The sequence below is a fragment of the Kordia sp. SMS9 genome (assembly GCF_003352465.1).
Taxonomy (GTDB): Bacteria; Bacteroidota; Bacteroidia; order Flavobacteriales; family Flavobacteriaceae; genus Kordia.
This window is the reverse complement of record NZ_CP031153.1, coordinates 2,315,078-2,338,392: the sequence shown is the minus strand read 5'-3', so window position 1 is coordinate 2,338,392 and position 23,315 is coordinate 2,315,078. Positions and strand designations below refer to the sequence as shown.

Here is a 23,315-nt window from a genome sequence, read left to right as displayed (position 1 = left end):
CTCTCTTAATTATTTAAAATACTATTATGAAAAGTATACGTAACCTACTTGCAATTTTGTTGGTGTTTTTCATAGCAATTTCATGTACAAAAACGAAAGTTGATTGGTATGAAAAAGTAAATCTAACTACAACTACAAAAATTAACAAAGTAGCTACCTTGAAATCATCAGATAGTTTATCGAATCCTGAAAAACTAAAAAAACTAGGTGCTAAATTATTTATTATAGATTCAAAATCTAATAAAGTGATCAAGGCTTTTACTACCGATGACACCTATATAGGCAGTTTTGGCATGAAAGGAAAAGGACCTGGAGAAATTCTATCTCCGTTTGGTTCGTTAGATTTTCACAATGATAAAGTTTGGATTTTTGATGGCACGCTTAATAAATATCTAGGCTTTCAACAAGACAGTATTGGTTCCAATGATTACAAACCCACAGAAAATGAACTCTTTTTTGATTCAAAAGTAATGTTCTATGAATTGGGTTGGCTCGATGCAGAAACTATTGTTGGATTGGATGTTTCGGAAGCAAATAATAGACTTTTATTTTACAATATAACTACAAAACAAATAACGAATAAAGGTTCGTTGCCTCCATTACCGAAAAACAATATTCCTATTTCCATTCACAAACAATCATTCATGGCGACGCTAAAAGTAAAACCTGACAAAAACAAAATAGCTTTAGCCAATTTATACGCTGACTTGATCGAAATTTACAATAAAGACGGAAGTGATGTTGTAAAAGTAAAGACCAATTTAGACTTTCTGCCTAAGTACGAATTGGCAAATAATGGATACCAAACCGTTATGGGACAAGGTGGAGATACCAAATTTGGATATATAGATATGTGTGTTTCTGACGCCAAAATATATGCTTTATTTTCAGGAAAAACTAGAGCTGTAAGCCCATTTGCTTTTGGAAAAACGATTCATGTGTTTGATTGGAAAGGTACGTTACTAGACGTTATCGAACTCGAAAAAGAGTCCATTGCTATTGAAATCGACACAGATGATAAAAATTTATTTGTCATTGAATTTGGAAACGCCAACGTAGTTCAATATAAACTTTAAATCACTCACTCAAATAATGAAGAAGCATATATACACCATATTGATTTCTTTCTTTCTCATTGGTACCTGCGTACTATTAATTTTGAAGCATTACAATTCAAAAGATACCCTTTCTGAACAATTATCAAAGATTGATACAGAAATGCGATCCACATGGATTGATAAACAACTTATCTATCCCAGTGAGTTAATTCCCATTAATACTAACGAAGAGTTCAAAACCTTAATGAACACCAAAGAAACGCTCACTGTAAATTATTTAGACTCTGACTGCTCCGTTTGTGTGGAAGACTTAAAATCGTGGGACACATACTTAACAGATACCAAAAAAAAAGCGGTATTTATTATTTCAGGTTCTGAACAACTAAAAGTTGATTACATGATAAACGACGTGTTATTTTTTAAACATCCTGTTTTTTATGATGAATATGATGCTTTCAATCAAACCAATGAGTTGCCGTATTACAAAGCATATCATTCATTTCAACTAAAAGATAAAAAAATAGTAGATATAGGTTCTCCAATATTATTAGAGAATCTTAAATGAAACCAATCTTGAAAATCGGACACATACACCTATTTTTTACCATCATTTTTCTAGTAGGCATGATGGTGATTTCTTGTGATGAGAAAACGCCATCGACCACCTTAGAAAAGAAAGAGAATACAACCGTTGTAAATACAGAATCTGCGGAAAAGGTAAGATACGCACCTATCAATACAGGCGATTTTAATCTAGAATTACAAACCTCAGGAAAAGCCTTTGCTAAACAAAAAGCAATAGTAAAATTCATCTTGAATGAAAAAATCAATTCCATTCGTGTAAAAAACGGACAAAAAGTGCGCAAAGGACAAGTAATTGCAAGTCAAAACAATGAAAGCTATCGCAATAAAGTCATCAAAGCAACAGAACAGCTAGAACGCGCAAAAATTGATGTAGAAGATATTCTTATTGGATTTAATTACAGTTTGAAAGATTCTGCTAAGATTCCGAAAACTACCTTAAACATGGCGAAGAATAGAGGAAATTACAACACGTCTATTTCTGATCTAAACGACGCAAAAACGGCATTGACTTCCACAACGTTGCGCGCGCCTATTAGTGGAGTTATTGCAAACTTAGACACAAAAAAATACAGTTATCCCGATACGACAAAACCATTCTGTACCATTATCAATACGAGTGTTTTTCAAGTGGAATTTAGTGTGTTGGAAGAAAATTTTATTTTTCTGCAAAAAGGACAAGCGATCGAAATTTCAACAAACTTTTCAGACACCACATTTGATGGAGAAATTACAGAAATCAATCCTACCGTAGATGAAAACGGATTGATCAAAGTACGCGGCACATTTGCCAACAGTGATGCTGGTATTTTAGATGGAATGAACGTAAATGTAACCATCAAAAAAGTAGTGCCCAATACATTGTTTGTTCCCAAAGAAAGTGTGGTGCTGCGCGATAATAAACAAGTAGTTTTTACCTATACAAACGGCAAAGCATTCTGGAACTATGTAAAAACTTCATTCGAAAACTCAGATCATATTGTCATAGAAAAAGGCTTAAAGAAAGGAGATTTGGTCATTTACGAAGGCAATATCAATTTGGCTCACAATTCTTCGGTAACCAAAGGAGAATAAGATGAATGGCGACAAAAAAATAGTGTCTTCATTTACAAAAATCATCATTTTTGTACTTTTTGGTATTATTGGCATTGCGTGTATCTTTTCGCTTTCGATTCGCTTAAAACCCAAACAACACATTCCAGTCATTACCGTGCAATATTCTTGGCAAAATGCCAATCCCAGAATTCTGGAAAGTGAAGTTACAAATCCTATAGAACAATCATTAGCAACGATGAATGGATTGCTGAATATCAGTTCGGTTTCTTCCAAAGGTTCGGGAAAAATTAAACTAGAATTTTCAGAAAAAACCAATCTTGACAAAAGTCAACTGTACATTCACACAATTTTGCGACAGTTGTATGGCAATTTCCCAAAAGGTGTCTCCTATCCTACCGTAACCGCGCATGGAATTGACAATGATCGTACAGAAGTCTTAATTTCCTTAGCATTGAGCAGTAAAACATCGGTAGCAACCTTACAACAAAAAGCAACGGAAATCATTCAACCAAAACTTGCGCGCATCAAAGGTGTCAGCGATGTACAATTGATGGGCGTGCCAACGTACAAGTATGTCATTATCTGCAATGATGCCATGTTGAAACGCTATAAAGTTGAACTTAAAACTGTAAAATCAGCCATCAGCAACGCATTGTCCAATCATAGCTTCGGAACCACACGCATTCACAACTCCAAAAAAGACCTTATTTTATATACAGAAGAAAACAGTTCGCTTAAAGAAATACTTTTCAAAACACCCATTATAACTGCCGAAAACAACGTAATTTCTCTAAAAGACATTATCCATATTGAACTAGCAGAAGAACAGGTGCAAGGGTACAAACGCTTCAACGGTTCCAATGCGGTTTCTTTAGTAATCACTGCCGAAAAAGACAAAAATCAATTGGATGTCATTCAAAATGTATATCAAATCTTAGAAGAATGCAAACAAACACCCAGTTTACAAAACATCACGATCAACACCTTGTATGATGCGACACTAAAACTCAAAGAAGAATTGTTAAAAGTTTCATACAGAGTGTTGTTTTCAGTCGTTGTTTTATTTGTGTTTATCATCATCATCAGTAGAAGTTTTAAATATGTGCTATTAATTTTTATTTCGCTGTTGCTAAATGTACTCTTAGCCGTTATCTTCTACTATACTTTTTCAGTCGATTTACACATCTACTCTTTTGCAGGATTGACAATTTCTTTGGGAATCATCATGGACAATTCCATCATTATGATTGATCATTTACGTCATCATCAAAACAAAAAAGTATTCATTTCCATTTTGGCAGCGACCTTGACAACTATTGGTTCCCTTTCGATTATTTTCTTCATCAAAAGAGCATATCAATTGTATTTACTAGATTTTTCATGGATTATTTGCATCAATCTCACCGTTTCATTGTTCATTACGTTTTTCTTGATTCCTGCGCTAAACGACAAACTCAACTTCTCTAAAAAATTCAAAAAACCTTCGTTCCGAAGAAGACGTACCATTGTTCGATTTTCCAACATATATTACAAAATTTTAAGCATCTTCATCAAGCGAAAAAAACTTGTGTTTTTTATATTTATCATGCTATTTGGATTGCCGTTATTTCTCATTCCCAAAAAAGCTACAGGCGATTTTGTTGGGAAAAAACTCATCAATTCCGTATTGGAAAGTGAATTTTACCAAAACAACATTCAACCTACGTTTGCCTATGTTGGCGGTTCGTTACAATCGTTTTTAAAAAGCATTGAAAAAGGCTCGTTTATCAGTTCGCCAGCACGTACTTCATTGACAATACGTTTGTTCAATCCGGAAGGCGCCACGATTGCACAACTTGATGCGGCGGTTCAAAATTTTGAAAATTTCCTCAAAAATAATACTGATGTAGAAATGTTTCACGCACAAATTTTCAATGCAAATAATGGCCTAATTCAGATCTACTTTACAGAAGCGACAGAAAATTCAGATGTTCCATATACGCTTAAAAGCAACCTAGAATCGTTAGCGACCAAAATTGGTGGAATTGATTGTGTTATTTCGGGCGTTGGACAACCGTATAGCAACAGCGGAAACACCATGTCAGATGCTTCCATAAAGCTCATTGGTTACAATTTGGACAAAGTATTAGCACATGCTGAAAACATCCGAGAAAACATCTTATTACAACACAAAAAAATTTCTAACGTAAAAATAAATAGTGAACGTTCGTGGATTTTGAAAGACAAATTTGAATACGCATTGAATATTGAAAATAGTGCTGCGATTGCCAGTATTGGCAAATTCAAATTGTTGGAAACACTGCAATGGTTGTCGGGAAATGAGAACTATGTAGCACGTTTTAACACACTTCCTGTGGTTGTGAAAGAACGAAAAGATGCAGTGACTGAATGGAAGTTGCAACATCAAAAAATTACCATTGATTCTACCAGTTTCAGTACAAACAATATCATGGCTATCAAAAAACAAAACGTAGTCAACAATGTGGTAAAAAAAAATAGTGAATACGAACTTTTTCTAGATTACAGTTTTGCAGGAACGTTTCAAAACAATAAAATCATCTTCAAAGAATTAGTCCAAAAAATAAACGCAGAATTGCCCGTAGGTTTTCGCGCCATGCATCCAGATGCTGATTATGAGTATGAAAAAGAAGAATATCTGATCGTAAAAATAGCGCTGATTATCATGTTGATCATTTACTTTATCTGTGCCATTTTGTTTGAATCATTCCTACAACCCATTGCGGTAATTGTAATGATTCCAGCTTCTTTTATCGGCATCTTTCTCACCTTCAGTTGGTTTGATCTTCCGTTTGACCAAGGCGGATTGGCTTCGTTTATCATGCTGAGTGGAATTGTGGTAAATGCAGCAATTTACATCATCAATCAATACAACAATCAAGAAACAAAGCGTCCCGATGATTTGGCTACTTATATAAAAGCGTACAACGCAAAAATCATTCCCATCATGCTGACTATTCTATCTACGGTTTTAGGATTACTGCCTTTTGTAATGGTTGCTGGAAACGACTTTTTTTGGACGTCTTTTGCGTATGGAAACATTGGCGGATTGTTATTTTCAATACTTGTTCTTGTGCTGTTATTACCTTTGTGTATACCTCTAAAATTGAAACGTCATGGTTGAATTTTTAGTAAAACGTCCTATAGCCGTCTTTATGACATTTTTAGCCTTTGTGCTTTTAGGGATTACATCTTTAAATTTAATGCCAGTTTCGTTAATGCCCGAAATTGAAGTTCCATACCTAAAAGTGCAACTTGATGAACCGAATTACACCGCAAAAGAACTCGAAAAGCTCGTCATACAACCAATCCGAAGGCAATTATTACAAGTTGGAAACCTAAAAGACATTCAGAGCACAACGCAAAACGGAAATGCTGTTATCGACTTGTATTTTGAATACGGCACTGATGTAGCGTACGCCTTTATTGAAGTCAATGAAAAAATAGATCGCATCCTTTCTGTGTTGCCAAAAGAAATCAATCGCCCAAAACTTATAAAATCGAATCCATCAGACATTCCGCTGTGTTACGTACACATTCCGTATCCAAAAAACAGTTCGCAAATAGCGTTTTCAAACTATATCAAAAATACCGTCCGAAAGCGCTTGGAACAAAATGAATCTGTAGCCTTTGTAGACATGACTGGAAGCATTTCTCCCGAAATCAGCATTGCACTCAACACAAACAAATTGGCACAACTAAACTTGAGTATTTCAGACATTGAAAACGCGATCAAAAGTAACAATACACAAATTGGAAACTTTAAAATCAAAAACGGACATTATATCTACGATGTGTTGTTCGAGCCTTCTTTACAAACCGTAGACGATCTTAACAATTTGTATCTAACCACAAACGACACGCGCATTCAAATCAAAGATATTGCAGAAATTTCCTTGGTTCGTAAAGCACAAAAAGGTGTATTTTTAAACCAAGGAGAAAAAGCCATCAGCTTGGCAATTGTCAGCAAAGCGGATGCAAAAGTAGCAACGGTAAAAGCAGAAATTCTCAGTTATCTTCACCAACTTCAAAAAGACAACGCTACCATTTCGTTTACAATTCAGCAAGATCAATCAGATTTGTTGCACATTGCCATCAACAACTTACAAAACAGCTTACTCATCGGTGCGTTACTTGCCATTTTTATGGTGTATCTTTTCATCCGAAACTACAAAGTAGCCTTCATCATTGCCTTGGTAATTCCGTTTTCATTAATCATAAGTTTTCTCTTTTTATACCTCTTAGGAATTTCCATTAATATTGTATCGCTTTCAGGTTTAATTGTCGGAATTGGAATGATGATTGACAACTCCATCATTGTCATTGATAACATTTCGCAATATCGCATCAAAGGAGACACAATTGTAGAAGCTTGTGCAAAAGGAACTTATGAAATTTTGCGTCCGTTACTATCTTCATTACTCACTACTTGTGCGGTTTTCATTCCGCTAATTTACCTCAGTGGTATTGCCGGAATTCTATTTTTCGATCAAGCATTGGCAATCATTATCAGTTTGAGCATTTCGTATATCGTTTCTATCATTTTACTGCCGACACTCTATGTTGCATTCAACATAAAAATCAAAGAAAAATCACAAAAAAACTGGCTAACAAACAGCTACACGCGTTCCTTCAATTTTCTATTCAAGGGAAAAATACTCCTTTCAATTATTGGAATTGCAATTGTTATTCTTGGCGGATTTGTAGTGACGAAAATTGATACAGAAAAACTTCCTGAAATTCGCTACAATGACTTTAACTTTGTCATCAATTGGAATGAAAATATCGCTTTGGCGGAAAGTGAACGCAGAACTTCCATCTTGGAAAAGCAACTTAAAAACACACTATTTAGCGCATCTGTTGGCGAGCAAGATTTTTTACGATCCAAACGAAAAATTGCAAAAACGGGCGTAAAACTATATGTGCAAACAACAACGCCTAAAGAAGCAGAACAATACGCGCAGAAACTACTTTTGTACACAAAACAACAATTTCCAAACGCAGTGTTTTCCATACAAAAATCTGAAAACCTATTTGAACAATTATTTTCCTCAACCGAAGCAGATTTCTATCTGAAAGTTCCTATAAAACATGCTGCTCAAACACAAACAATTGCAAAAAAAATCGCCACACAATTTCCAAAAAGCTTGGTCACTGTTGAAAAGCAAAAACAAGTACTACAGCTAGAAATTGATCAACGTAAATTAGCAACCTATAAAATTGACAACAGCGCATTAATTCAAACCTTAAAATCCATATTCAACGCTAATCAAATTAGCATTTTAAAAAGCACCAATGAATACCTTCCAATTGTGCTTAAAAAAACGAATGAAGACTTTTCTACGATCATCAACAAATCGTTCATGACCAACAAAGACAACATCCGAATTCCAATTGCAAACCTCATCAACACAAAAGAAGCGAGCGATTTTGAGAACATCTATGCCGATTTGGATGAAAACTACATTCCCATCAACATTACGACAAACAATCATGAAGCCATCATCAATTTTATCAACACCAATAGGCAAGAAGAAATTACGTTTGACGGCACCTATTTTGAACAAAAAACATTCATCAAGGAGTTACTCATTATCATGCTCATTGTAGTGTTACTCCTATACTTTGTCTTAGCTGCACAATTTGAATCCTTAGTACAACCGCTCATCATTCTTTGTGAAATTCCAATCACTGTCGGTGGCAGCATCATTGTCATGTATCTTTTTGGCATTTCGCTCAATATCATGTCTATGATCGGAATGATTATCATGCTCGGAATTGTCATCAACGATTCTATTCTCAAAATAGACACCATTAACAAACTAAGAAACGAAGGCAACAATACACTTCTAGAAGCCATTCATCATGCTGGAAACAGACGAATAAATGCTATTTTAATGACAAGTTTTACCACCATTTTAGCCATGACTCCAGTACTTTTCACTTCAGGAATTGGCGCCGATTTACAAAAACCCTTAGCGTTTGTCGTCATCATTGCTATGTGTATTGGAACCTTTGTCAGTCTCTACATCGTACCAATACTGTATTGGCTACTCACAAAACAAAAAACATCATGAAAAAACACATTACATACCTACTTTTCTTTTGTGCATGTTGGCAACTTGTGGCACAAGAAACGAATACAGACAAAAAAATAATGCTTACGCTAGAAGATGCTATTGAACTTTCAAAAAGTAAATCCATTGAATATTTAACCGCAAAAAACAATGCAGAAGTCAACTATTGGCAATACCAATCGTATGAAGCGGGATTTTTCCCTTCGTTAAATATCAACGGAATATTGCCCAACTATCAGCGTTCCATCAACCGAATTACTGCCGATGACGGAACCGATATTTTCATTGGACAAAATCAGGCGTTTTCTTCTATTTCTTTAGATGTGAATCAAATTGTGCCGTTTACCGGTGGAGAATTTAGCATTTCCTCATCTTTGAATCGAATTGATATTTTTTCAGATCCAAACTTCACAACCTATTCATCTACACCACTAACAATTAGCTACTTTCAAGAATCTTTATTTTACAATCCTTTTCGATGGGAAAAGAAAATTCAACCGCTCATTTTTGAAGAATCTAAACGAGAACTTGTAGAGCGCTTAGAAGACATCTCATACAATACCACAAGCCGCTTTTTCGATTACATCTTGGCGAAAATCAAATCGAACAATGCCACGATCAACAAAAAAAGTCAAGATACCATCTATAAAATATCAGAAGGACGGTTCAATATTGGAAAGCTCTATGAAAATGATTTATTGCAATCGGAATTAAGCTTGCTAAATGCTGAAAAAGAATTGATCATTTCCAAAAACGAATTAAAACTCACCAAGCAAGCACTGTTAGATCAACTTGGAATTCAGGGCGAATCTAACATCGAATTAATCATTCCTGAAGAACTCATTTTCGTTAAAATTGATTCCTTACAACTCTTTGAAAAAGCCTTTGAAAACCGAAAACTACGGATAGAACATCAGCGAAGAATTGCAGAAGCAGAACAAGAAATTGCCAAAACAAAAAGTGAAGGTTTTACTTTAGGAGTCATTGGAAACTTTGGGCTCACACAACAAGACGAACTAGTACGTCGTGTATACGCTGACTTACTCGTACAGCAAAACTTTGCATTGACCTTTAGCGCGCCCATATTTTCTTGGGGAAAACGAAAAGCAGAACGAAAAATTGCCAGAGCCAACTTGGATTTAATTCGAAGTACCAACGCGCAAGAAATCTTAACTGCACGCCGCGAATTGAGCTTAAAATACTTAGAATGGCAACAAATAGAACTCTCGGTAAAAATCACCAAAAGAGCTTCCGAAATTGCTGTAAAACGGTACGATGCCTCCAAAAGACGCTTTGCTATTGGGAAAGTTTCCATCACAAACTTAAACATCGCGCAAAGCGAAAAAGACACTGCCATCTATAACTACTACCAAAGTCTCCGCGAATACTGGGAACTCTACTATGAACTCCGAAAACTAACGCTGTACGACTTTATCAAAGACGAAGACATCATTAAAAAAGACAAAAACTAGCTGCTACAAGAACTTTTACTAACTTTTATAACTACGTATTTTTACGCTTACAAAATCATAAAAATAACGCGATATTGTTTGTATAAACTAAAAACAATTTCTTATGAATTTCTCCAAGCAAAGAGCAGAGTTACCTGAAAAACCAGATCTTATTCTAATCATTACTGATCAAGAGCGCGCCACGCAAAATTTCCCGGAAGGTTGGGAAAGTGATAACTTAAAAACCATGACATTTTTAAAAGACAATGGTTTTACATTCAACAAAGCATTTTGCAATTCGTGTATGTGTTCACCAAGCAGAACTACACTATTCACTGGAGTATATCCTTCGCAACATGGCGTAACACAAACACTTACTTTTGGCGGACGCTATTCCGACGCAGAAACACAACTTGATCCTAAAATATACAACATGGCACGTATGCTTTCTGGCGATGGATATGATGTGCAATATCGTGGAAAATGGCACTTGAGCAAAGGCGAAACAGAAAACGGATTGACAGCTTCTGAAATTGCACTCACAGGTTTTAGAGGTTGGATTGCGCCTGATGCCGGAGAAGATGTAAAGCCGCAAAATTTTGGTGGCGGCTATGCCAATCATGACGAAATGTACATTCAACAAGGAATTGACTTTTTGCAGCAAGTACGTACCGAACGTGAAAGTGGCGCTCCACGTGTTCCGTTTTGTTTGGTACTTTCTTTGGTAAATCCACACGATGTATTGGCGTATCCAAATGGTGTTGATTTTGGGTATTCAGAAAAAGATTGGTTGGGCAGAAGCGTTGGATTGCCATATTCGGTCAATGAAGATTTATTAAAAAATAAAAAACCGATGGCGCAATTTCAAATTGTACAATCGGCAAACCTCTTATTAGGTGCATTACCTAATGATGAGAAAAAACTAAACTATATCAACTTCTACGCACATACGCTCACAAAAATTGATAAGCAAATTGGCGAATTTATTGATGAATTGTATCATGTAAGTGACACAGGAAACCGCATGGCCGATGAAGCATTAGTGATTCGTATTTCTGATCATGGAGAAATGGGCTTAGCTCATGGCGGTATGCGTCAAAAAGCATTCAATGTATATGAAGAAACGTTGAATGTTCCGATGGTTTTTTCAAACCCTAAATTGTTTCCAAGTAAAGATAAAAACGGAAATCCGATTCCGCAACGTTCCTCAGACGAACTTGCAACCTTAATTGATATCATGCCAACCATGGCAGCAATTGCAAATATACAGAAACCATCAAAAGCACTTCAAGGAAATAATTTATTGCCAATTATTAATGATGGCACTGGCGTTCAAGATGAAATCATGTTTACATTTGATGACACCAAAGCGAGTTCGGCAGATCATCCTTCGGCGGTATTAGCGGCAAATCGTATTCGATGCATTCGTACCAAAGAATGGAAATTTGCCTATTACTTTCATGCATTAGGAAGTTATCCAACGGTATATGAATTATACAAACTAACCGACGATGAAGATAACGAAATGGAAAATTTAGCGTACAATCCCGAATATAAAGCAATACGAGATGAATTGGCTAAAAAACTACACGAAGCTGAAAAACGATTATTGCATCGCAATGCCGTTACAGACGGGCCAATTGCGCTTAGCAGACAATAATTAGTACATACAAGCAACACTACAGAAGCCATTTGCACAATTTGTAAATGGCTTTTTTTTGTTTGATTGAAAGAAAAAATACTACGAATTGACACCTCATAAAAAAAGATAAAAAGCTGCGGCTATTGTACATAAATCGTTTGAAGTTTGTGTATCTTGAAAACAATTCCATAAATTCATATTTACACACTTATGAAACGACTCATTTCAGAAATTTTTCAAATTTTTATAGGAATCATATTGGCGAGTATTGGCTTGAAAATGTTTCTACTTCCCAACGGTTTTTTAGATGGCGGAGTTACTGGAATTGCCATTTTGTTAAGTGAATTATTCCCTGTAAATATTTCAGTTGTTTTACTAATTGTAAGTATCCCTTTTTTGGCGTTAGCGTGGTTTACCTTAACAAAACGCATCTTTCTAAAATCCATTTTTGCCATTGTTGGATTGGCCGTTTTTATTCACTTTGAAAATTTTTCGGCAGTGACAGATGACAAACTACTAATTGCCATATTTGGCGGATTGTTTCTCGGTGCCGGCATTGGATTAAGTATTAAAAATGGTGCTGTATTAGACGGTTCTGAAATATTAGGAATCTTTATCAACGATCGTTTGGGCATCAGTATTGGAAAAGTCATTCTAGGCTTTAATGCGATCTTATTTAGCCTAACAGCATTGCTCCTTTCGGTAGAAATTGCCATGTATTCCATTCTCACTTTTTTAGTCACAGCGAAAATCATCGACTTAATGATTGAAGGCTTTGAAGATTATGTCGGGATGATGATTGTTTCCGAAAAATATATAGAAATCGAAGAAGAACTCATCCAAGTGGTTGGTACAGGAATGACCTTGTACAAATCGGCGCGTGGCTATGGGAAACGCGGTTCGCAAACGGAAAAAGACATCATTCACACGGTTGTCAATCGAATTGACATTCGCAGAACCTACAATCTCATAGAAAAAATTGATTCAAATGCGTTCATCATTGAATTTGACGTAAACAATATTAAAGGTGGAATTTTAACCAAATATTTGACCACTGAAGGCATCAAAAAATTATCACCAGCCTTGTACAAATCGCAAGAAAAAGATACGAAAAAAGCTTCTAAAACTTCCCCCGAGAAAAAGCAACCATGACCACAATTACTGTAAAAAAAGGAGAAATCATTCAGCACAGCGGCACGTTAAATTCAAAAATTTACCATGTAAAAAGTGGGTTGTTGCGTGGGTATACGATTGACAAAAAAGGCAAAGAACATATTTTTATTTTTGCCCCTGAAAATTGGACCATTGCCGATTCAAATCCTCCAGAAATTCCGTGCGAACTTTTTATTGATGCTTTGGAAGATTCTACAGTTATAGTCATGCAAAAAAATGTAGATGATGAAAAAGATAACGTAAAACCGATCATAAAACGCTTGGCGGTCTTACAAAAAAGAGTCATCATGCTTATGAGTTATTCTGCCAAAGAACGCTACCAACATTTTATAGAAACCTATCCGAACATACTACAACGAGTACCACAAAAAATGATTGCGTCTTATCTAGGTATCACGCCAGAAGCTTTAAGTACGATCAAAAATCAAAAATAAGTGTATCTTAATCTACATTAATGCACAATTCAATTTCGTTTTTCATTTTTGCGTTCAAAACCTAACACAACACACAATGAAAAACACAAGCATTCTATTAAAAATTGCTGCTATTTTATGGATCATTTGGGGATTGGTACATGTATTTGCAGGCGGAATCACTATGTATTTTATCATTTCTGGAGACATTTCAAGCGCCATTTCAGGAATTGCCGATGCCATTGATCCAAGTACGGTACAAATGGACTATCCTGCGGCGGCTGGTGCTATCATTGGACAACACGGATTTAACCTATGTTGGGTTGGACTTGTCACTTTTTTATGTGCTTTCTTTATTTGGAAAGGAAATAAAAATGCCATCTTCTTAGCAGCTATTACAGGCGGTTTGACAGATTTAGGCTATTTTATCTTTTTAGATATAGGCGGATTTGTAAAATTTGCTCCTGGAACCGTCATGACCATCGTTTCAGGTGCAGCTATTGCTTTAAGTTTTTATGCGTATTTTAGGATGAAAAATAACGCTACACCTCTTGAATCTACACAATAAAAAGTTTAGTACTACTGAAAATAAAAACGGACTTTCCTCAACGGAAACAATCTTTCATTATTTTCATGAAGGAAAGACTATTACGGGCACTTACAAAGGTGGCGAAATCAAAGAAGGTTTTGTCGTGGGAAAACAAATTTCCGAAGATCGTATTGAATTATTATTTCAATGCATTACCATTCATGGCGATTTAAAAGCTGGCGTTTCTACAGGAAGCATCTCAACAGCTGCAGATGGTAGATTGCTCCTCAATTTCGATTGGCAATGGTTGAATGGTGATCTATCTGGCGGAACATCTTCGTATATTGAGTGTATAGATTAGCAAGTCGTATCTTAAAAAATACACTTTCATCACGCTAAAGCGATGAAATACACTACATTTGCGCAAAATTTACACCTTATGGCTACTTTTCAAGATCTTGACTTATCAAAACAGTTGCATTTTGCAATTGAAGATTTAGGCTTTACAACGCCAACACCAATTCAACAGGAATCATTTTCCGTAATTCGTGGTGGAAAAGATGTGGTCGGAATTGCACAAACAGGTACAGGAAAAACGTTTGCCTATATGTTGCCACTTTTGCGCGATTTAAAATTCTCAACACAAGTCAATCCGCGAATTTTAGTCATAGTCCCAACACGCGAATTGGTCATTCAGGTCGTAGAACAAATTGAAGCATTTGCCAAATATATCAATGTGCGCATCGTTGGTGTGTATGGTGGCGTCAATATGAATACGCAAGCACAAAGTTTGCAACAAGGCGCGGATATTGTCGTAGCAACGCCTGGACGTTTGTACGATTTGGTATTAAGCAGAGCATTGCAACTAAAAGCCATCAAAAAGTTAGTGATTGATGAAGTAGATGTGATGTTGGATTTAGGATTTCGCTTTCAGATTACCAATATCTTTGAATTGCTACCAGATCAACGACAAAATATCATGTTTTCGGCAACCATGACCGATGATGTAAAAATATTGATTGATGATTTCTTTGTTTCTCCGCATACCATTTCTATTGCTGTTAGTGGAACACCGCTAGATAATATTTCACAAAGTTGTTACGCTGTTCCCAACTTTTATACAAAAGCAAATTTGTTGACGCACTTACTGAAAGATGCAGAAACCTTCAGCAAAGTGTTGGTTTTTATCACGAATAAACGTTTGGCAGACAGACTCTTTGAATCTTTAAAACGTGATTTTGGCGAAGAAGTTGCGGTGATTCATTCCAACAAAACACAAAATTACCGTATTCGTTCCATTGAAAATTTCAATGCAGGCGAAAATCGAATTCTAGTCGCAACTGATGTCATGGCGCGCGGTTTGGATTTAAATATGATTACGCATGTATTCAACTTTAACACACCAAACTATCCAGAAAATTACATGCACCGAATTGGTCGCGCAGGTCGTGCAGAAGCCAAAGGAAACGCAATTTTATTCTACACCGAAAAAGAAAAAGAATTCAAAGAAGCGATTGAAAACTTGATGAACTATGAAATTCCTTCATTGGAAATTCCTGAAGAAGTTGTCATCTCTACCGAATTAGCACCAGAAGAACAAACACATATTCGCGAGCGAAACAATCCTCTCAAAACGGAAGGTTTGGATGCTGGTTTTCACGAAAAGAAGGAAAAAAATAAAAAAACCAATCAAGGAGGTTCCTATCGAAGAGAAATTGTAAAAAAATATAAAAAACCGAAAACGAGAGGTGATAAAAATTACAATCTTCGCAACAAAAAAAAGCGTCGATAATGTAGCAGTTCTGTAATGAGTTCCTATACACGCTAGACTGACAACTGAATTTAAATCGTCATATTGAGTGATTTTTTGTAATGAAATGAAGAAAAATTATATCGAAATCTACTTAAATGCAGTTGCGTTTCAGCATATTTATGGATTCATTAAAAAATAGTATCTTTTCAACATGAAAAAAATAGTTCTCTTTATTGCATTCATCACCATACAACTCAGTTTTGGTCAAAACACTGTTGAAAAAATAGATGAAGAAAACCGAAAATGTCATGAAAACTCCATTCCTGCAACCATTAGCAGTGTAAAATGTGAAAAAGAAGCATTGGCTTCTTGGAAAAAACTTATGGAGGAAATTTTAGGACAATTAAAAGCAACTCCTGAAAAAGTATCTGTTAAATTATTGATGGATTCGCAAACGCATTGGCTCAAATTTCAAAAAGCAGATTTGGCATTTTATGCGGCTTTTTATCACAAACAATATGAAGGTGGCACTATGACAATGGCAGCTACCGCTTCTCATGAAAAACAACAATATCGGGAACGCACAATTTATTTATTAGATTTTTTAGAACTATTGCAAGAACAGTAAAAAGAAGGTCTAAAAAGTGTTTTGAAACGTCATTTTGGACATAATCCAGCATCTCATTATCCTGATTTTCAATCTTTATAAGAAACCGAATCAAGTTCGGGTTGACAAAATTCATACTTTTTAGACCTCATCAATTTAAGGTTGCGTATCTTCATCTTTGCTCCAACACCAGCAATCTGAATATGGTAAAGATAAATACGTTGGATAATCTCTTCCGCCTTTTGCAAGTTCACTAATTTTAGAAACCAATTTCTTGTTAAGACGTAATGTTTTAAGATTTCTCTTTTTCATAATGAAATGATTTTAAGATTAATAATAACATAAAATTAAATCTGTAAACTGTTGAAAACAAGAACAATAACCTTCATTTTATAAAGTAAAGGTTGTTAAAAACCTGTAGTTTCCATGAATCACCTCAATTTGTAGCAACAATTACTTATATTTGTAGCAATAGGAATTTTTAATTGTGGTCTCATGCGAAATATTCAGAAAAACATTAAACATTTACGTACGCTCAAAAGCTTCTCTCAAGAACGTTTTGCGGAAGCCTTAGGTTGGTCGCGCTCTATGGTGGGTTCTTATGAAGAAGGACGTTCCGAACCACCGATTGATCGTCTCATTGATTTGTCCGATTACTTTAAATTACCGATTGATATTTTGGTAAAAAACGATCTCACACAAGCCAAAGACAGTTCGTTTATGCAAGTGGGAAATCAGCGTTTGCTCTTCCCGATTACGGTAAATGAAAATGATGAAGAACTCATTGATATTATTCCAACAAAAGCATCGGCAGGTTATTTGGCTGGGTATGCCGATCCAGAATATATTGAACAATTACAAAAAATAAAATTACCGTTTTTACCCACAGGAACGCACCGAGCGTTTCCGATAAAAGGCGATTCTATGTTGCCAGTAAAAGATGGTTCGTACATTGTAGCAAAATTTGTGGAGGATATCAAGGATGTAAAAGATGGACGCACCTATATTGTGTTGACCAAAAATGACGGTTTGGTATACAAACGTGTGTCCAAACATTTTACAGGACAAGGTTTACTGCTAAGCAGCGACAACAAAGCATATGCGCCATTTCATGTACAGCTAGAAGATGTGTTAGAACTTTGGGAATTTACCTGTTGCATCAACACACAAGAATATGACGAAAAAGAGCTGAAACTTAGTAGTATTATGGCGATGTTTCGGGAATTGCAAGTAGAATTGGAAGCTGTTCAACGAATGTCATAAATATGCCAGAAAATCAAGTATATACTATTATTGACGTTGAAACGACGGGAAGAACGAATAAAATCACAGAGATTTCTATTTTTCGTTTGGACAGAAATACGATTGTGGATGAATTTACCTCGTTGGTGAATCCGAATGCGTTAATTCCGACACACATTACCGCTTTGACAGGAATTGACAATGCGATGGTTGCGAACGCGCCCACATTTGCAGAAATTGCCGAAGAAATCCTCAGTATTACGAAAGACAGTACGTTTGTTGCGCACAACGTTAATTTTGATTACAACGTAATTCGCAATGAATTTAAAGAACTTGCTGTTGACTTTCGTCGGAAAAAACTCTGTACGGTTCGTTTATCACGCGCATTAATTCCAGGATTGCGCTCGTATAGTTTGGGGAAATTGTGTAAATCGCTTAACATTCATATTTCAGACCGACATCGCGCACGTGGTGATGCCGCTGCAACGGTCGTTTTATTTCAATTGTTATTTACGAAAGAAGCCGCCAAAGAAACATTCAAGCAATTTTTAAAAAAAGAATCGAAAGAAGCTACTTTGCCGCCACATTTGCCAAGCAAGATTTTTGATGAATTGCCCAACAAACCTGGTATTTATTATTTTAAAAACAAACGTGGAAAAGTAATCTATGTCGGAAAGGCAAAAAACATTCAAAAACGGGTGTTGGGACATTTTTATAACAAATCTAAAAAAGAACTCGATTTGTGCAGAGAAACTGCGGATATAGATCACGAATTATCAGGCAGTGAACTCATTGCCTTGTTGATGGAAGATGCGGCAATCAAACATTATTATCCGCGCTACAATGTGGCTTCAAAACGTATGCCAAAGCGTTTTGCTATTTTCGAATATGCTGATCGTCGTGGTGTGTGTCATTTAGCGATTAATGATGCGAAAATCATTCAAAATCCCTTAATTATTTTCTACAACATTCGCGATTGCAGAACCTACTTGGAGCGTTTGTGCATGCAATTTGAGTTGTGTCCGAAATACTGTCATTTGCAGGAAAACGTTTCAGAATGTTCGCACTTTATGATTCAATCTTGTCAAGGAATTTGCAAAAGCGAAGAAGCAGTAGAAAGTTATAACGAACGTGTACAACAAGCCATTGATCATAGCAGAGAATCTTCTCAAAATTTGGTCATCAAACAAACAGGCAGAAACGTAGATGAAGAAGCGTTTGTCTTGGTTAAAAACGGTTTGTATCTCGGTTATGGTTTTGTAGATCACGATTTGCAAATCAGTCACACGGACGAATTGGAAAATCATCTCATCAAGCAAAAAGACAATGTAGATGTACAGCGTATTTTGCGGAAGGTTTTGTTGGATGTGAATGTGCGGAGTAGTTTGGTTTTTGGGTGATTTTTTAATTTTTATTTATGGATGATTTGACAAAACGAATACGAAAACAGCAGAAAAAAATTGACTTGATTCGTGCAAAACTAGAAAAAGCGGAACATAGCGGATTCACACAAGATAGCCAACAAGACATTTTAGCACAATCGAAGTCTTTACTAAATGACTAACTATTGAATTGACAATGTAAAGTTAATAACAGCAGTGCAAAGTCTCCCGACTTTGCACATATTTTTTTCATAAAAACACTTCCTACAACGCATTATCCATAATATCCTGTACAACTTCTGGATTTAACAACGTACTTGTATCTCCTAAATTGCTCGTATCTTTTCCTGCAATTTTTCTTAAAATACGACGCATGATTTTCCCCGAACGTGTTTTTGGCAATCCGTTGGTGAATTGTACTTTATCCAACTTCGCAATCGGACCAATTTGCTCCGTAATAATCTGATTGATCTCTTTGCGTAAATTATCGTGATTTCTTCCTTCGCCTGTTTCTTTCAACGTTACATAACCGTACAAGGCATTTCCTTTGATATCGTGTGGAAAACCTACAATGGCAGATTCCGCCACCGCAGGATGTTCGTTGATGGCATCTTCAATCGGTGCGGTTCCTAAGTTATGACCAGAAACAATAATGACATCGTCTACTCTACCCGTAATTCGGTAATAACCAACTTCATCGCGCAACGCACCATCACCCGTAAAATATTTATTTTCGTATGCTGAAAAATACGTGTCTTTATACCGCTGGTGATTTCCCCAAATCGTTCGTGCCATGCTTGGCCAAGGAAATTTAATACACAAACGTCCATCTACTTGATTTCCTTTGATTTCTTTTCCGTTTTCGTCCATCAACGCAGGTTGAATTCCGATAAACGGCAAGGTTGCATACGTTGGTTTTGTAGGTGTTGCAAACGGAATTGGCGTAATCATAATGCCACCTGTTTCAGTTTGCCACCATGTATCTACAATTGGCGCTTTTCGTTTCCCAACATTATCATCGTACCAATGCCATGCTTCTTCGTTGATTGGTTCGCCAACGGTTCCCAATACTTTTAACGAAGATAAATCATGCTTTTCAATATGATCTATTCCTTCTTTTGCCAATGCACGAATGGCAGTTGGCGCCGTGTAAAATTGATTCACTTTGTGTTTTTCGACAATTTCCCAAAAACGTCCAAAATCGGGATAACTTGGCACACCTTCAAACATCACGGTGGTTGCGCCGTTACACAACGGACCGTACACAATATAACTATGTCCTGTAATCCAACCGATATCTGCCGTACACCAATACACATCTTTTTCCTGATATTGGAATACATTTTTAAACGTATACGCACTGTACACCATATATCCTGCGGTAGAATGCACCATTCCTTTTGGTTTTCCTGTAGAACCTGAAGTGTACAGAATAAACAATGGATCTTCCGCATCCATGACTTCTGGTACACAATCGTGATAGGCTTCGTCCAGTAATGGTTGCAGCCAATGATCACGTCCTTCTTCCATGTGAATCTCCGTGTTGATTCTTTTCGCAACCAACACACTTTCTACACATGCACAATCTTTCAACGCTTCGTCTACAATTCCTTTTAAATCAATCGTTTTGGCTCCACGATACGAACCATCGCTCGTAATAACCATTTTACAGGTGGCGTCGTTGATTCTAGTAGATAATGCTGTGGATGAAAATCCTGCAAAAACTACAGAATGAATTGCTCCAATTCGCGCACAAGCGAGTACTGAAATTGCCAATTCAGGAATCATCGGTAAATAAATACACACACGATCGCCTTTTTGAATGCCTTTTTCTTTTAAAACATTTGCAAAACGACATACTTTGTCGTGCAACTGACGGTATGAAATGTGTTGTGCTTCTTCTGTGGGACTGTTTGGCTCAAAAATAATCGCGGTTTTATCGCCACGAATGTGCAAATGACGATCAATACAGTTTTCGGTGATATTGAGTTGCGCACCTTCAAACCATTTGACTTCTGGTTTGGTAAAGTCCCAACTCAATACATTGTCCCACTTTTTACGCCACATGAAATGTTCTTCGGCGATTTCTTCCCAAAAAACTTCAGGATTTCGGACAGATTTACGATAAACTTGGTAATATTCTTCTAGGTGTTTTATGTGATAATTACTCATGATTGTTTCATTTTTTATTTGTGAATGCCAATACGGTGATTTTTGTAAATGGCTTGTATTTCGTTGATTATAGTAGTATCATCTATGGTAGATGGAATTTTATATTCGTTTTTGTCAGCAATATTTCGCAGTAACTTCCGTAGAATTTTTCCGCTGCGTGTTTTTGGCAAACGATTGACGACCAATACATCTTTGAACGATGCTACTGCACCAATTTCTTGACGTACGTCTTGAACGATTTCTTTTTGAATGTGTGTCTCTGTAAGGCTTTCGCCAGATTTTAAAACGACCAAACCCAATGGTTTTTGACCTTTTATGTCGCAATGCACACCAAAAACGGCGCATTCCGCAACAGATTTGTGAGATGCGACCACTTCTTCCATTTCAGCCGTAGACAAACGATGTCCTGCTACGTTGATAATATCGTCTACGCGACCTGTGATGAACACATAACCATCTTCATCTTTGTATCCGCCATCGCCCGAAAAATAATAGTTTGGAAAACGTTCTAAATATCCTTTTCGGAATCGTTCTGTATTTCCCCAAAGATTCTGTAACGTTCCTGGTGGCAATGGTAATTTGGCTACCACATAGCCTTCTGTGTTAGCAGAAACCTTCTCGCCTGCTTCATTTACGATGTGAATGTCATATCCGCACACGGGAAAACTTGCCGAACCCGCTTTGATCGGTTGCAATCCTACGCCAGCCATATTTGCCAACATGGGCCAGCCACTTTCGGTTTGCCACCAATGATCAATTACGGGAACGTTGAGTTTTTCTTTCGTCCAATTCAGCGTTGCAACATCACAACGTTCGCCTGCTAAAAATTGATACTTTAAGCAAGACAAATCAAATTGCTTTGCTAGATTTCCATTAGGATCTTCTTTTTTGATGGCTCTAATAGCTGTTGGTGCCGTAAACATCACTTTTACATTGTGTTCACTAATCACACGCCAAAACGTAGAAGCATCTGGCGTTTTGATCGGTTTTCCTTCAAATAAAATTGTTGTATTTCTATTTAATAAAGGTCCGTATACAATGTAACTATGTCCTACAACCCAACCGACGTCACTCGCCGCCCAATACGTGTCGCCTTCATCCACACCATATACATATTTCATGGAGAATTTTAAGGCTGTTGCATAACCGCCTGTATCGCGAATGATTCCTTTTGGAGTTCCCGTGGTTCCGGAAGTGTATAGAATGTACGATGGATGTGTGGCTTCTAGCGGAATTGCTTCTACAGATTCCGCATTTTCAACCAAAGTAGCATAGTCAATATCATAGACTTTTTGTGGAATTTTTACACCTAATTTTCGATCAAAAACGATCACATTTTTTGGTTTGTGTTGTGCTTTTTCAATCGCTTCATCTACAAAAGGTTTGTAAGGAATGATCCGTTGTATTTCAATTCCGTTAGAAGCGGTAATGATTGCTTTTGGTTTGCAATCATCTATACGAATGGCGAGTTCGTGTGGTGCAAATCCGCCGAAAACTACCGAATGAATTACGCCAATTCGGACACACGCTAACATGGCATAGATCGCTTGTGGAATCATTGGCATGTAGATGATACATGTATCGCCTTTTTGAAGTCCTAATTGCTGCAAAGCGCCTGCTAATTTGGCGACTTCAGCATGCAATTCGTTAAAGCTAATGTATTGCTTTTTTTCTGTGACGGGCGAATCGTAAATGATCGCATTTTGCGTTCCAAAACCAGCTAAAATATGCTTGTCAATACACAAATAACTCAAGTTGAGTTTGCCATCTTCAAACCATTGATAATAGTTGTTTTGATCTTTGGAAAGGATTGTTTTTGGCAGTGTATGCCAGTCTAAAGTACTTGCTTGTTCACGCCAAAAAACTTCGGGATAAGCTATGCTTTTTTGATAGAATTCTTGATAGTTCATGACTTTGACTTTTTGGAATTGAACAGCCCGAACCAATTCGGATTCAATACTTTAAGCTTTATCAAAGCCCAAATAATCACGACAAAACAAATGCCCATTACAAGAGAGTTCATAGTACTAACAGATGCTTCGTTTTCAAACTTAAACCGAAGAAAAAGTGTTACGACAGCGTACATCGTTATGATAATATCTGACGCTAATGGATTGATACGTAATTTCATGTCTTCAAAACTTTAATTAAATATTGTTT

At 36.5% G+C, this 23,315-nt stretch carries 19 protein-coding genes; 16 read left to right on the top strand and 3 right to left on the bottom strand.

The window, feature by feature from the left end; translation table 11 throughout:
• Nucleotides 1-26: 26 nt before the first annotated feature.
• From KORDIASMS9_RS10140 to KORDIASMS9_RS10080, 13 genes are all read left to right on the top strand, one after another.
• Nucleotides 27-1,076: a BF3164 family lipoprotein gene (locus tag KORDIASMS9_RS10140; RefSeq protein ID WP_114902738.1), complete on the top strand. Its 1,050-nt coding sequence runs from the start codon at nucleotides 27-29 to the stop codon at nucleotides 1,074-1,076.
• A 16-nt stretch (nucleotides 1,077-1,092) separates the two neighbouring features.
• Complete coding sequence (locus KORDIASMS9_RS10135; RefSeq protein ID WP_114902737.1) at nucleotides 1,093-1,623, top strand: hypothetical protein; 531 nt, start codon at nucleotides 1,093-1,095, stop codon at nucleotides 1,621-1,623.
• Nucleotides 1,620-2,714, top strand: a complete 1,095-nt coding sequence (locus KORDIASMS9_RS10130) for an efflux RND transporter periplasmic adaptor subunit (RefSeq protein ID WP_114902736.1) — start codon at nucleotides 1,620-1,622, stop codon at nucleotides 2,712-2,714. Before KORDIASMS9_RS10135 ends, KORDIASMS9_RS10130 begins: the two co-directional genes overlap by 4 nt.
• 1 nt (nucleotide 2,715) lies before the next feature.
• Complete coding sequence (locus KORDIASMS9_RS10125) at nucleotides 2,716-5,838, top strand: efflux RND transporter permease subunit (RefSeq protein ID WP_114902735.1); 3,123 nt, start codon at nucleotides 2,716-2,718, stop codon at nucleotides 5,836-5,838.
• On the top strand, nucleotides 5,831-8,791 hold the full coding sequence (locus tag KORDIASMS9_RS10120) for an efflux RND transporter permease subunit (protein ID WP_114902734.1): 2,961 nt from the start codon (nucleotides 5,831-5,833) through the stop codon (nucleotides 8,789-8,791). Before KORDIASMS9_RS10125 ends, KORDIASMS9_RS10120 begins: the two co-directional genes overlap by 8 nt.
• Nucleotides 8,788-10,263 (top strand): TolC family protein, encoded by a 1,476-nt coding sequence (locus tag KORDIASMS9_RS10115; protein ID WP_162819869.1) that lies wholly within the window; start codon nucleotides 8,788-8,790, stop codon nucleotides 10,261-10,263. The genes KORDIASMS9_RS10120 and KORDIASMS9_RS10115 overlap by 4 nt, the downstream gene beginning before the upstream one ends.
• 103 nt (nucleotides 10,264-10,366) lie before the next feature.
• Complete coding sequence (locus KORDIASMS9_RS10110) at nucleotides 10,367-11,902, top strand: sulfatase-like hydrolase/transferase (RefSeq protein ID WP_114902732.1); 1,536 nt, start codon at nucleotides 10,367-10,369, stop codon at nucleotides 11,900-11,902.
• Between the two features lie 192 nt (nucleotides 11,903-12,094).
• On the top strand, nucleotides 12,095-13,036 hold the full coding sequence (locus KORDIASMS9_RS10105; protein ID WP_114902731.1) for a YitT family protein: 942 nt from the start codon (nucleotides 12,095-12,097) through the stop codon (nucleotides 13,034-13,036).
• Nucleotides 13,033-13,491 carry a Crp/Fnr family transcriptional regulator gene (locus KORDIASMS9_RS10100; RefSeq protein ID WP_114902730.1) on the top strand — a complete coding sequence of 153 codons (459 nt, stop codon included), beginning with the start codon at nucleotides 13,033-13,035 and terminating at the stop codon, nucleotides 13,489-13,491. Before KORDIASMS9_RS10105 ends, KORDIASMS9_RS10100 begins: the two co-directional genes overlap by 4 nt.
• 76 nt (nucleotides 13,492-13,567) lie before the next feature.
• On the top strand, nucleotides 13,568-14,038 hold the full coding sequence (locus KORDIASMS9_RS10095) for a hypothetical protein (RefSeq protein WP_114902729.1): 471 nt from the start codon (nucleotides 13,568-13,570) through the stop codon (nucleotides 14,036-14,038).
• Nucleotides 14,022-14,360, top strand: coding sequence for a hypothetical protein (locus tag KORDIASMS9_RS10090; RefSeq protein WP_114902728.1), 339 nt, complete (start codon nucleotides 14,022-14,024; stop codon nucleotides 14,358-14,360). The genes KORDIASMS9_RS10095 and KORDIASMS9_RS10090 overlap by 17 nt, the downstream gene beginning before the upstream one ends.
• 78 nt (nucleotides 14,361-14,438) lie before the next feature.
• Entirely contained in the window at nucleotides 14,439-15,791 is a 1,353-nt protein-coding gene (locus KORDIASMS9_RS10085; protein ID WP_114905202.1) for a DEAD/DEAH box helicase, read from the top strand.
• Between the two features lie 172 nt (nucleotides 15,792-15,963).
• Nucleotides 15,964-16,380 carry a lysozyme inhibitor LprI family protein gene (locus KORDIASMS9_RS10080; protein WP_114902727.1) on the top strand — a complete coding sequence of 139 codons (417 nt, stop codon included), beginning with the start codon at nucleotides 15,964-15,966 and terminating at the stop codon, nucleotides 16,378-16,380.
• 135 nt (nucleotides 16,381-16,515) lie between these two features.
• On the opposite strand, the gene KORDIASMS9_RS23210 is transcribed toward KORDIASMS9_RS10080, so the two are convergent.
• A complete protein-coding gene (locus KORDIASMS9_RS23210) occupies nucleotides 16,516-16,671 on the bottom strand; it encodes a hypothetical protein (protein ID WP_162819868.1) in 156 nt (51 codons plus the stop codon).
• 183 nt (nucleotides 16,672-16,854) lie between these two features.
• Here KORDIASMS9_RS23210 and KORDIASMS9_RS10075 point away from each other — a divergent pair, with 183 nt between their 5' ends.
• The 3 genes from KORDIASMS9_RS10075 to KORDIASMS9_RS23205 are packed head-to-tail and all read left to right on the top strand — an operon-like array spanning nucleotide 16,855 to nucleotide 19,165.
• Nucleotides 16,855-17,622: a LexA family transcriptional regulator gene (locus KORDIASMS9_RS10075; RefSeq protein ID WP_114902726.1), complete on the top strand. Its 768-nt coding sequence runs from the start codon at nucleotides 16,855-16,857 to the stop codon at nucleotides 17,620-17,622.
• Between the two features lie 2 nt (nucleotides 17,623-17,624).
• On the top strand, nucleotides 17,625-19,001 hold the full coding sequence (locus KORDIASMS9_RS10070; RefSeq protein WP_114902725.1) for an exonuclease domain-containing protein: 1,377 nt from the start codon (nucleotides 17,625-17,627) through the stop codon (nucleotides 18,999-19,001).
• A gap of 17 nt (nucleotides 19,002-19,018) precedes the next feature.
• Nucleotides 19,019-19,165: a hypothetical protein gene (locus KORDIASMS9_RS23205; protein WP_162819867.1), complete on the top strand. Its 147-nt coding sequence runs from the start codon at nucleotides 19,019-19,021 to the stop codon at nucleotides 19,163-19,165.
• An 82-nt stretch (nucleotides 19,166-19,247) separates the two neighbouring features.
• Here KORDIASMS9_RS23205 and acs read toward each other — a convergent pair whose 3' ends face one another.
• Nucleotides 19,248-21,155 carry an acetate--CoA ligase gene (gene acs, locus KORDIASMS9_RS10065; RefSeq protein ID WP_114902724.1) on the bottom strand — a complete coding sequence of 636 codons (1,908 nt, stop codon included), beginning with the start codon at nucleotides 21,153-21,155 and terminating at the stop codon, nucleotides 19,248-19,250.
• Between the two features lie 14 nt (nucleotides 21,156-21,169).
• The gene (locus KORDIASMS9_RS10060; RefSeq protein WP_114902723.1) at nucleotides 21,170-23,065 is read right to left on the bottom strand and encodes an acetate--CoA ligase; all 1,896 of its coding nucleotides are present in this window, start codon (nucleotides 23,063-23,065) and stop codon (nucleotides 21,170-21,172) included.
• Between the last annotated feature and the right edge of the window lie 250 nt (nucleotides 23,066-23,315).

Bases quoted from the DNA above. Each gene is read 5' to 3' on its own strand.
- KORDIASMS9_RS10140 (WP_114902738.1), top strand. From the start codon at position 27: ATGAAAAGTATACGTAACCTACTTGCAATTTTGTTGGTGTTTTTCATA.
- KORDIASMS9_RS10135 (WP_114902737.1), top strand. From the start codon at position 1,093: ATGAAGAAGCATATATACACCATATTGATTTCTTTCTTTCTCATTGGT.
- KORDIASMS9_RS10130 (WP_114902736.1), top strand. From the start codon at position 1,620: ATGAAACCAATCTTGAAAATCGGACACATACACCTATTTTTTACCATC.
- KORDIASMS9_RS10125 (WP_114902735.1), top strand. From the start codon at position 2,716: ATGAATGGCGACAAAAAAATAGTGTCTTCATTTACAAAAATCATCATT.
- KORDIASMS9_RS10120 (WP_114902734.1), top strand. From the start codon at position 5,831: ATGGTTGAATTTTTAGTAAAACGTCCTATAGCCGTCTTTATGACATTT.
- KORDIASMS9_RS10115 (WP_162819869.1), top strand. From the start codon at position 8,788: ATGAAAAAACACATTACATACCTACTTTTCTTTTGTGCATGTTGGCAA.
- KORDIASMS9_RS10110 (WP_114902732.1), top strand. From the start codon at position 10,367: ATGAATTTCTCCAAGCAAAGAGCAGAGTTACCTGAAAAACCAGATCTT.
- KORDIASMS9_RS10105 (WP_114902731.1), top strand. From the start codon at position 12,095: ATGAAACGACTCATTTCAGAAATTTTTCAAATTTTTATAGGAATCATA.
- KORDIASMS9_RS10100 (WP_114902730.1), top strand. From the start codon at position 13,033: ATGACCACAATTACTGTAAAAAAAGGAGAAATCATTCAGCACAGCGGC.
- KORDIASMS9_RS10095 (WP_114902729.1), top strand. From the start codon at position 13,568: ATGAAAAACACAAGCATTCTATTAAAAATTGCTGCTATTTTATGGATC.
- KORDIASMS9_RS10085 (WP_114905202.1), top strand. From the start codon at position 14,439: ATGGCTACTTTTCAAGATCTTGACTTATCAAAACAGTTGCATTTTGCA.
- KORDIASMS9_RS10080 (WP_114902727.1), top strand. From the start codon at position 15,964: ATGAAAAAAATAGTTCTCTTTATTGCATTCATCACCATACAACTCAGT.
- KORDIASMS9_RS23210 (WP_162819868.1), bottom strand. From the start codon at position 16,671: ATGAAAAAGAGAAATCTTAAAACATTACGTCTTAACAAGAAATTGGTT.
- KORDIASMS9_RS10075 (WP_114902726.1), top strand. From the start codon at position 16,855: ATGCGAAATATTCAGAAAAACATTAAACATTTACGTACGCTCAAAAGC.
- KORDIASMS9_RS10070 (WP_114902725.1), top strand. From the start codon at position 17,625: ATGCCAGAAAATCAAGTATATACTATTATTGACGTTGAAACGACGGGA.
- KORDIASMS9_RS23205 (WP_162819867.1), top strand. From the start codon at position 19,019: ATGGATGATTTGACAAAACGAATACGAAAACAGCAGAAAAAAATTGAC.
- acs (WP_114902724.1), bottom strand. From the start codon at position 21,155: ATGAGTAATTATCACATAAAACACCTAGAAGAATATTACCAAGTTTAT.
- KORDIASMS9_RS10060 (WP_114902723.1), bottom strand. From the start codon at position 23,065: ATGAACTATCAAGAATTCTATCAAAAAAGCATAGCTTATCCCGAAGTT.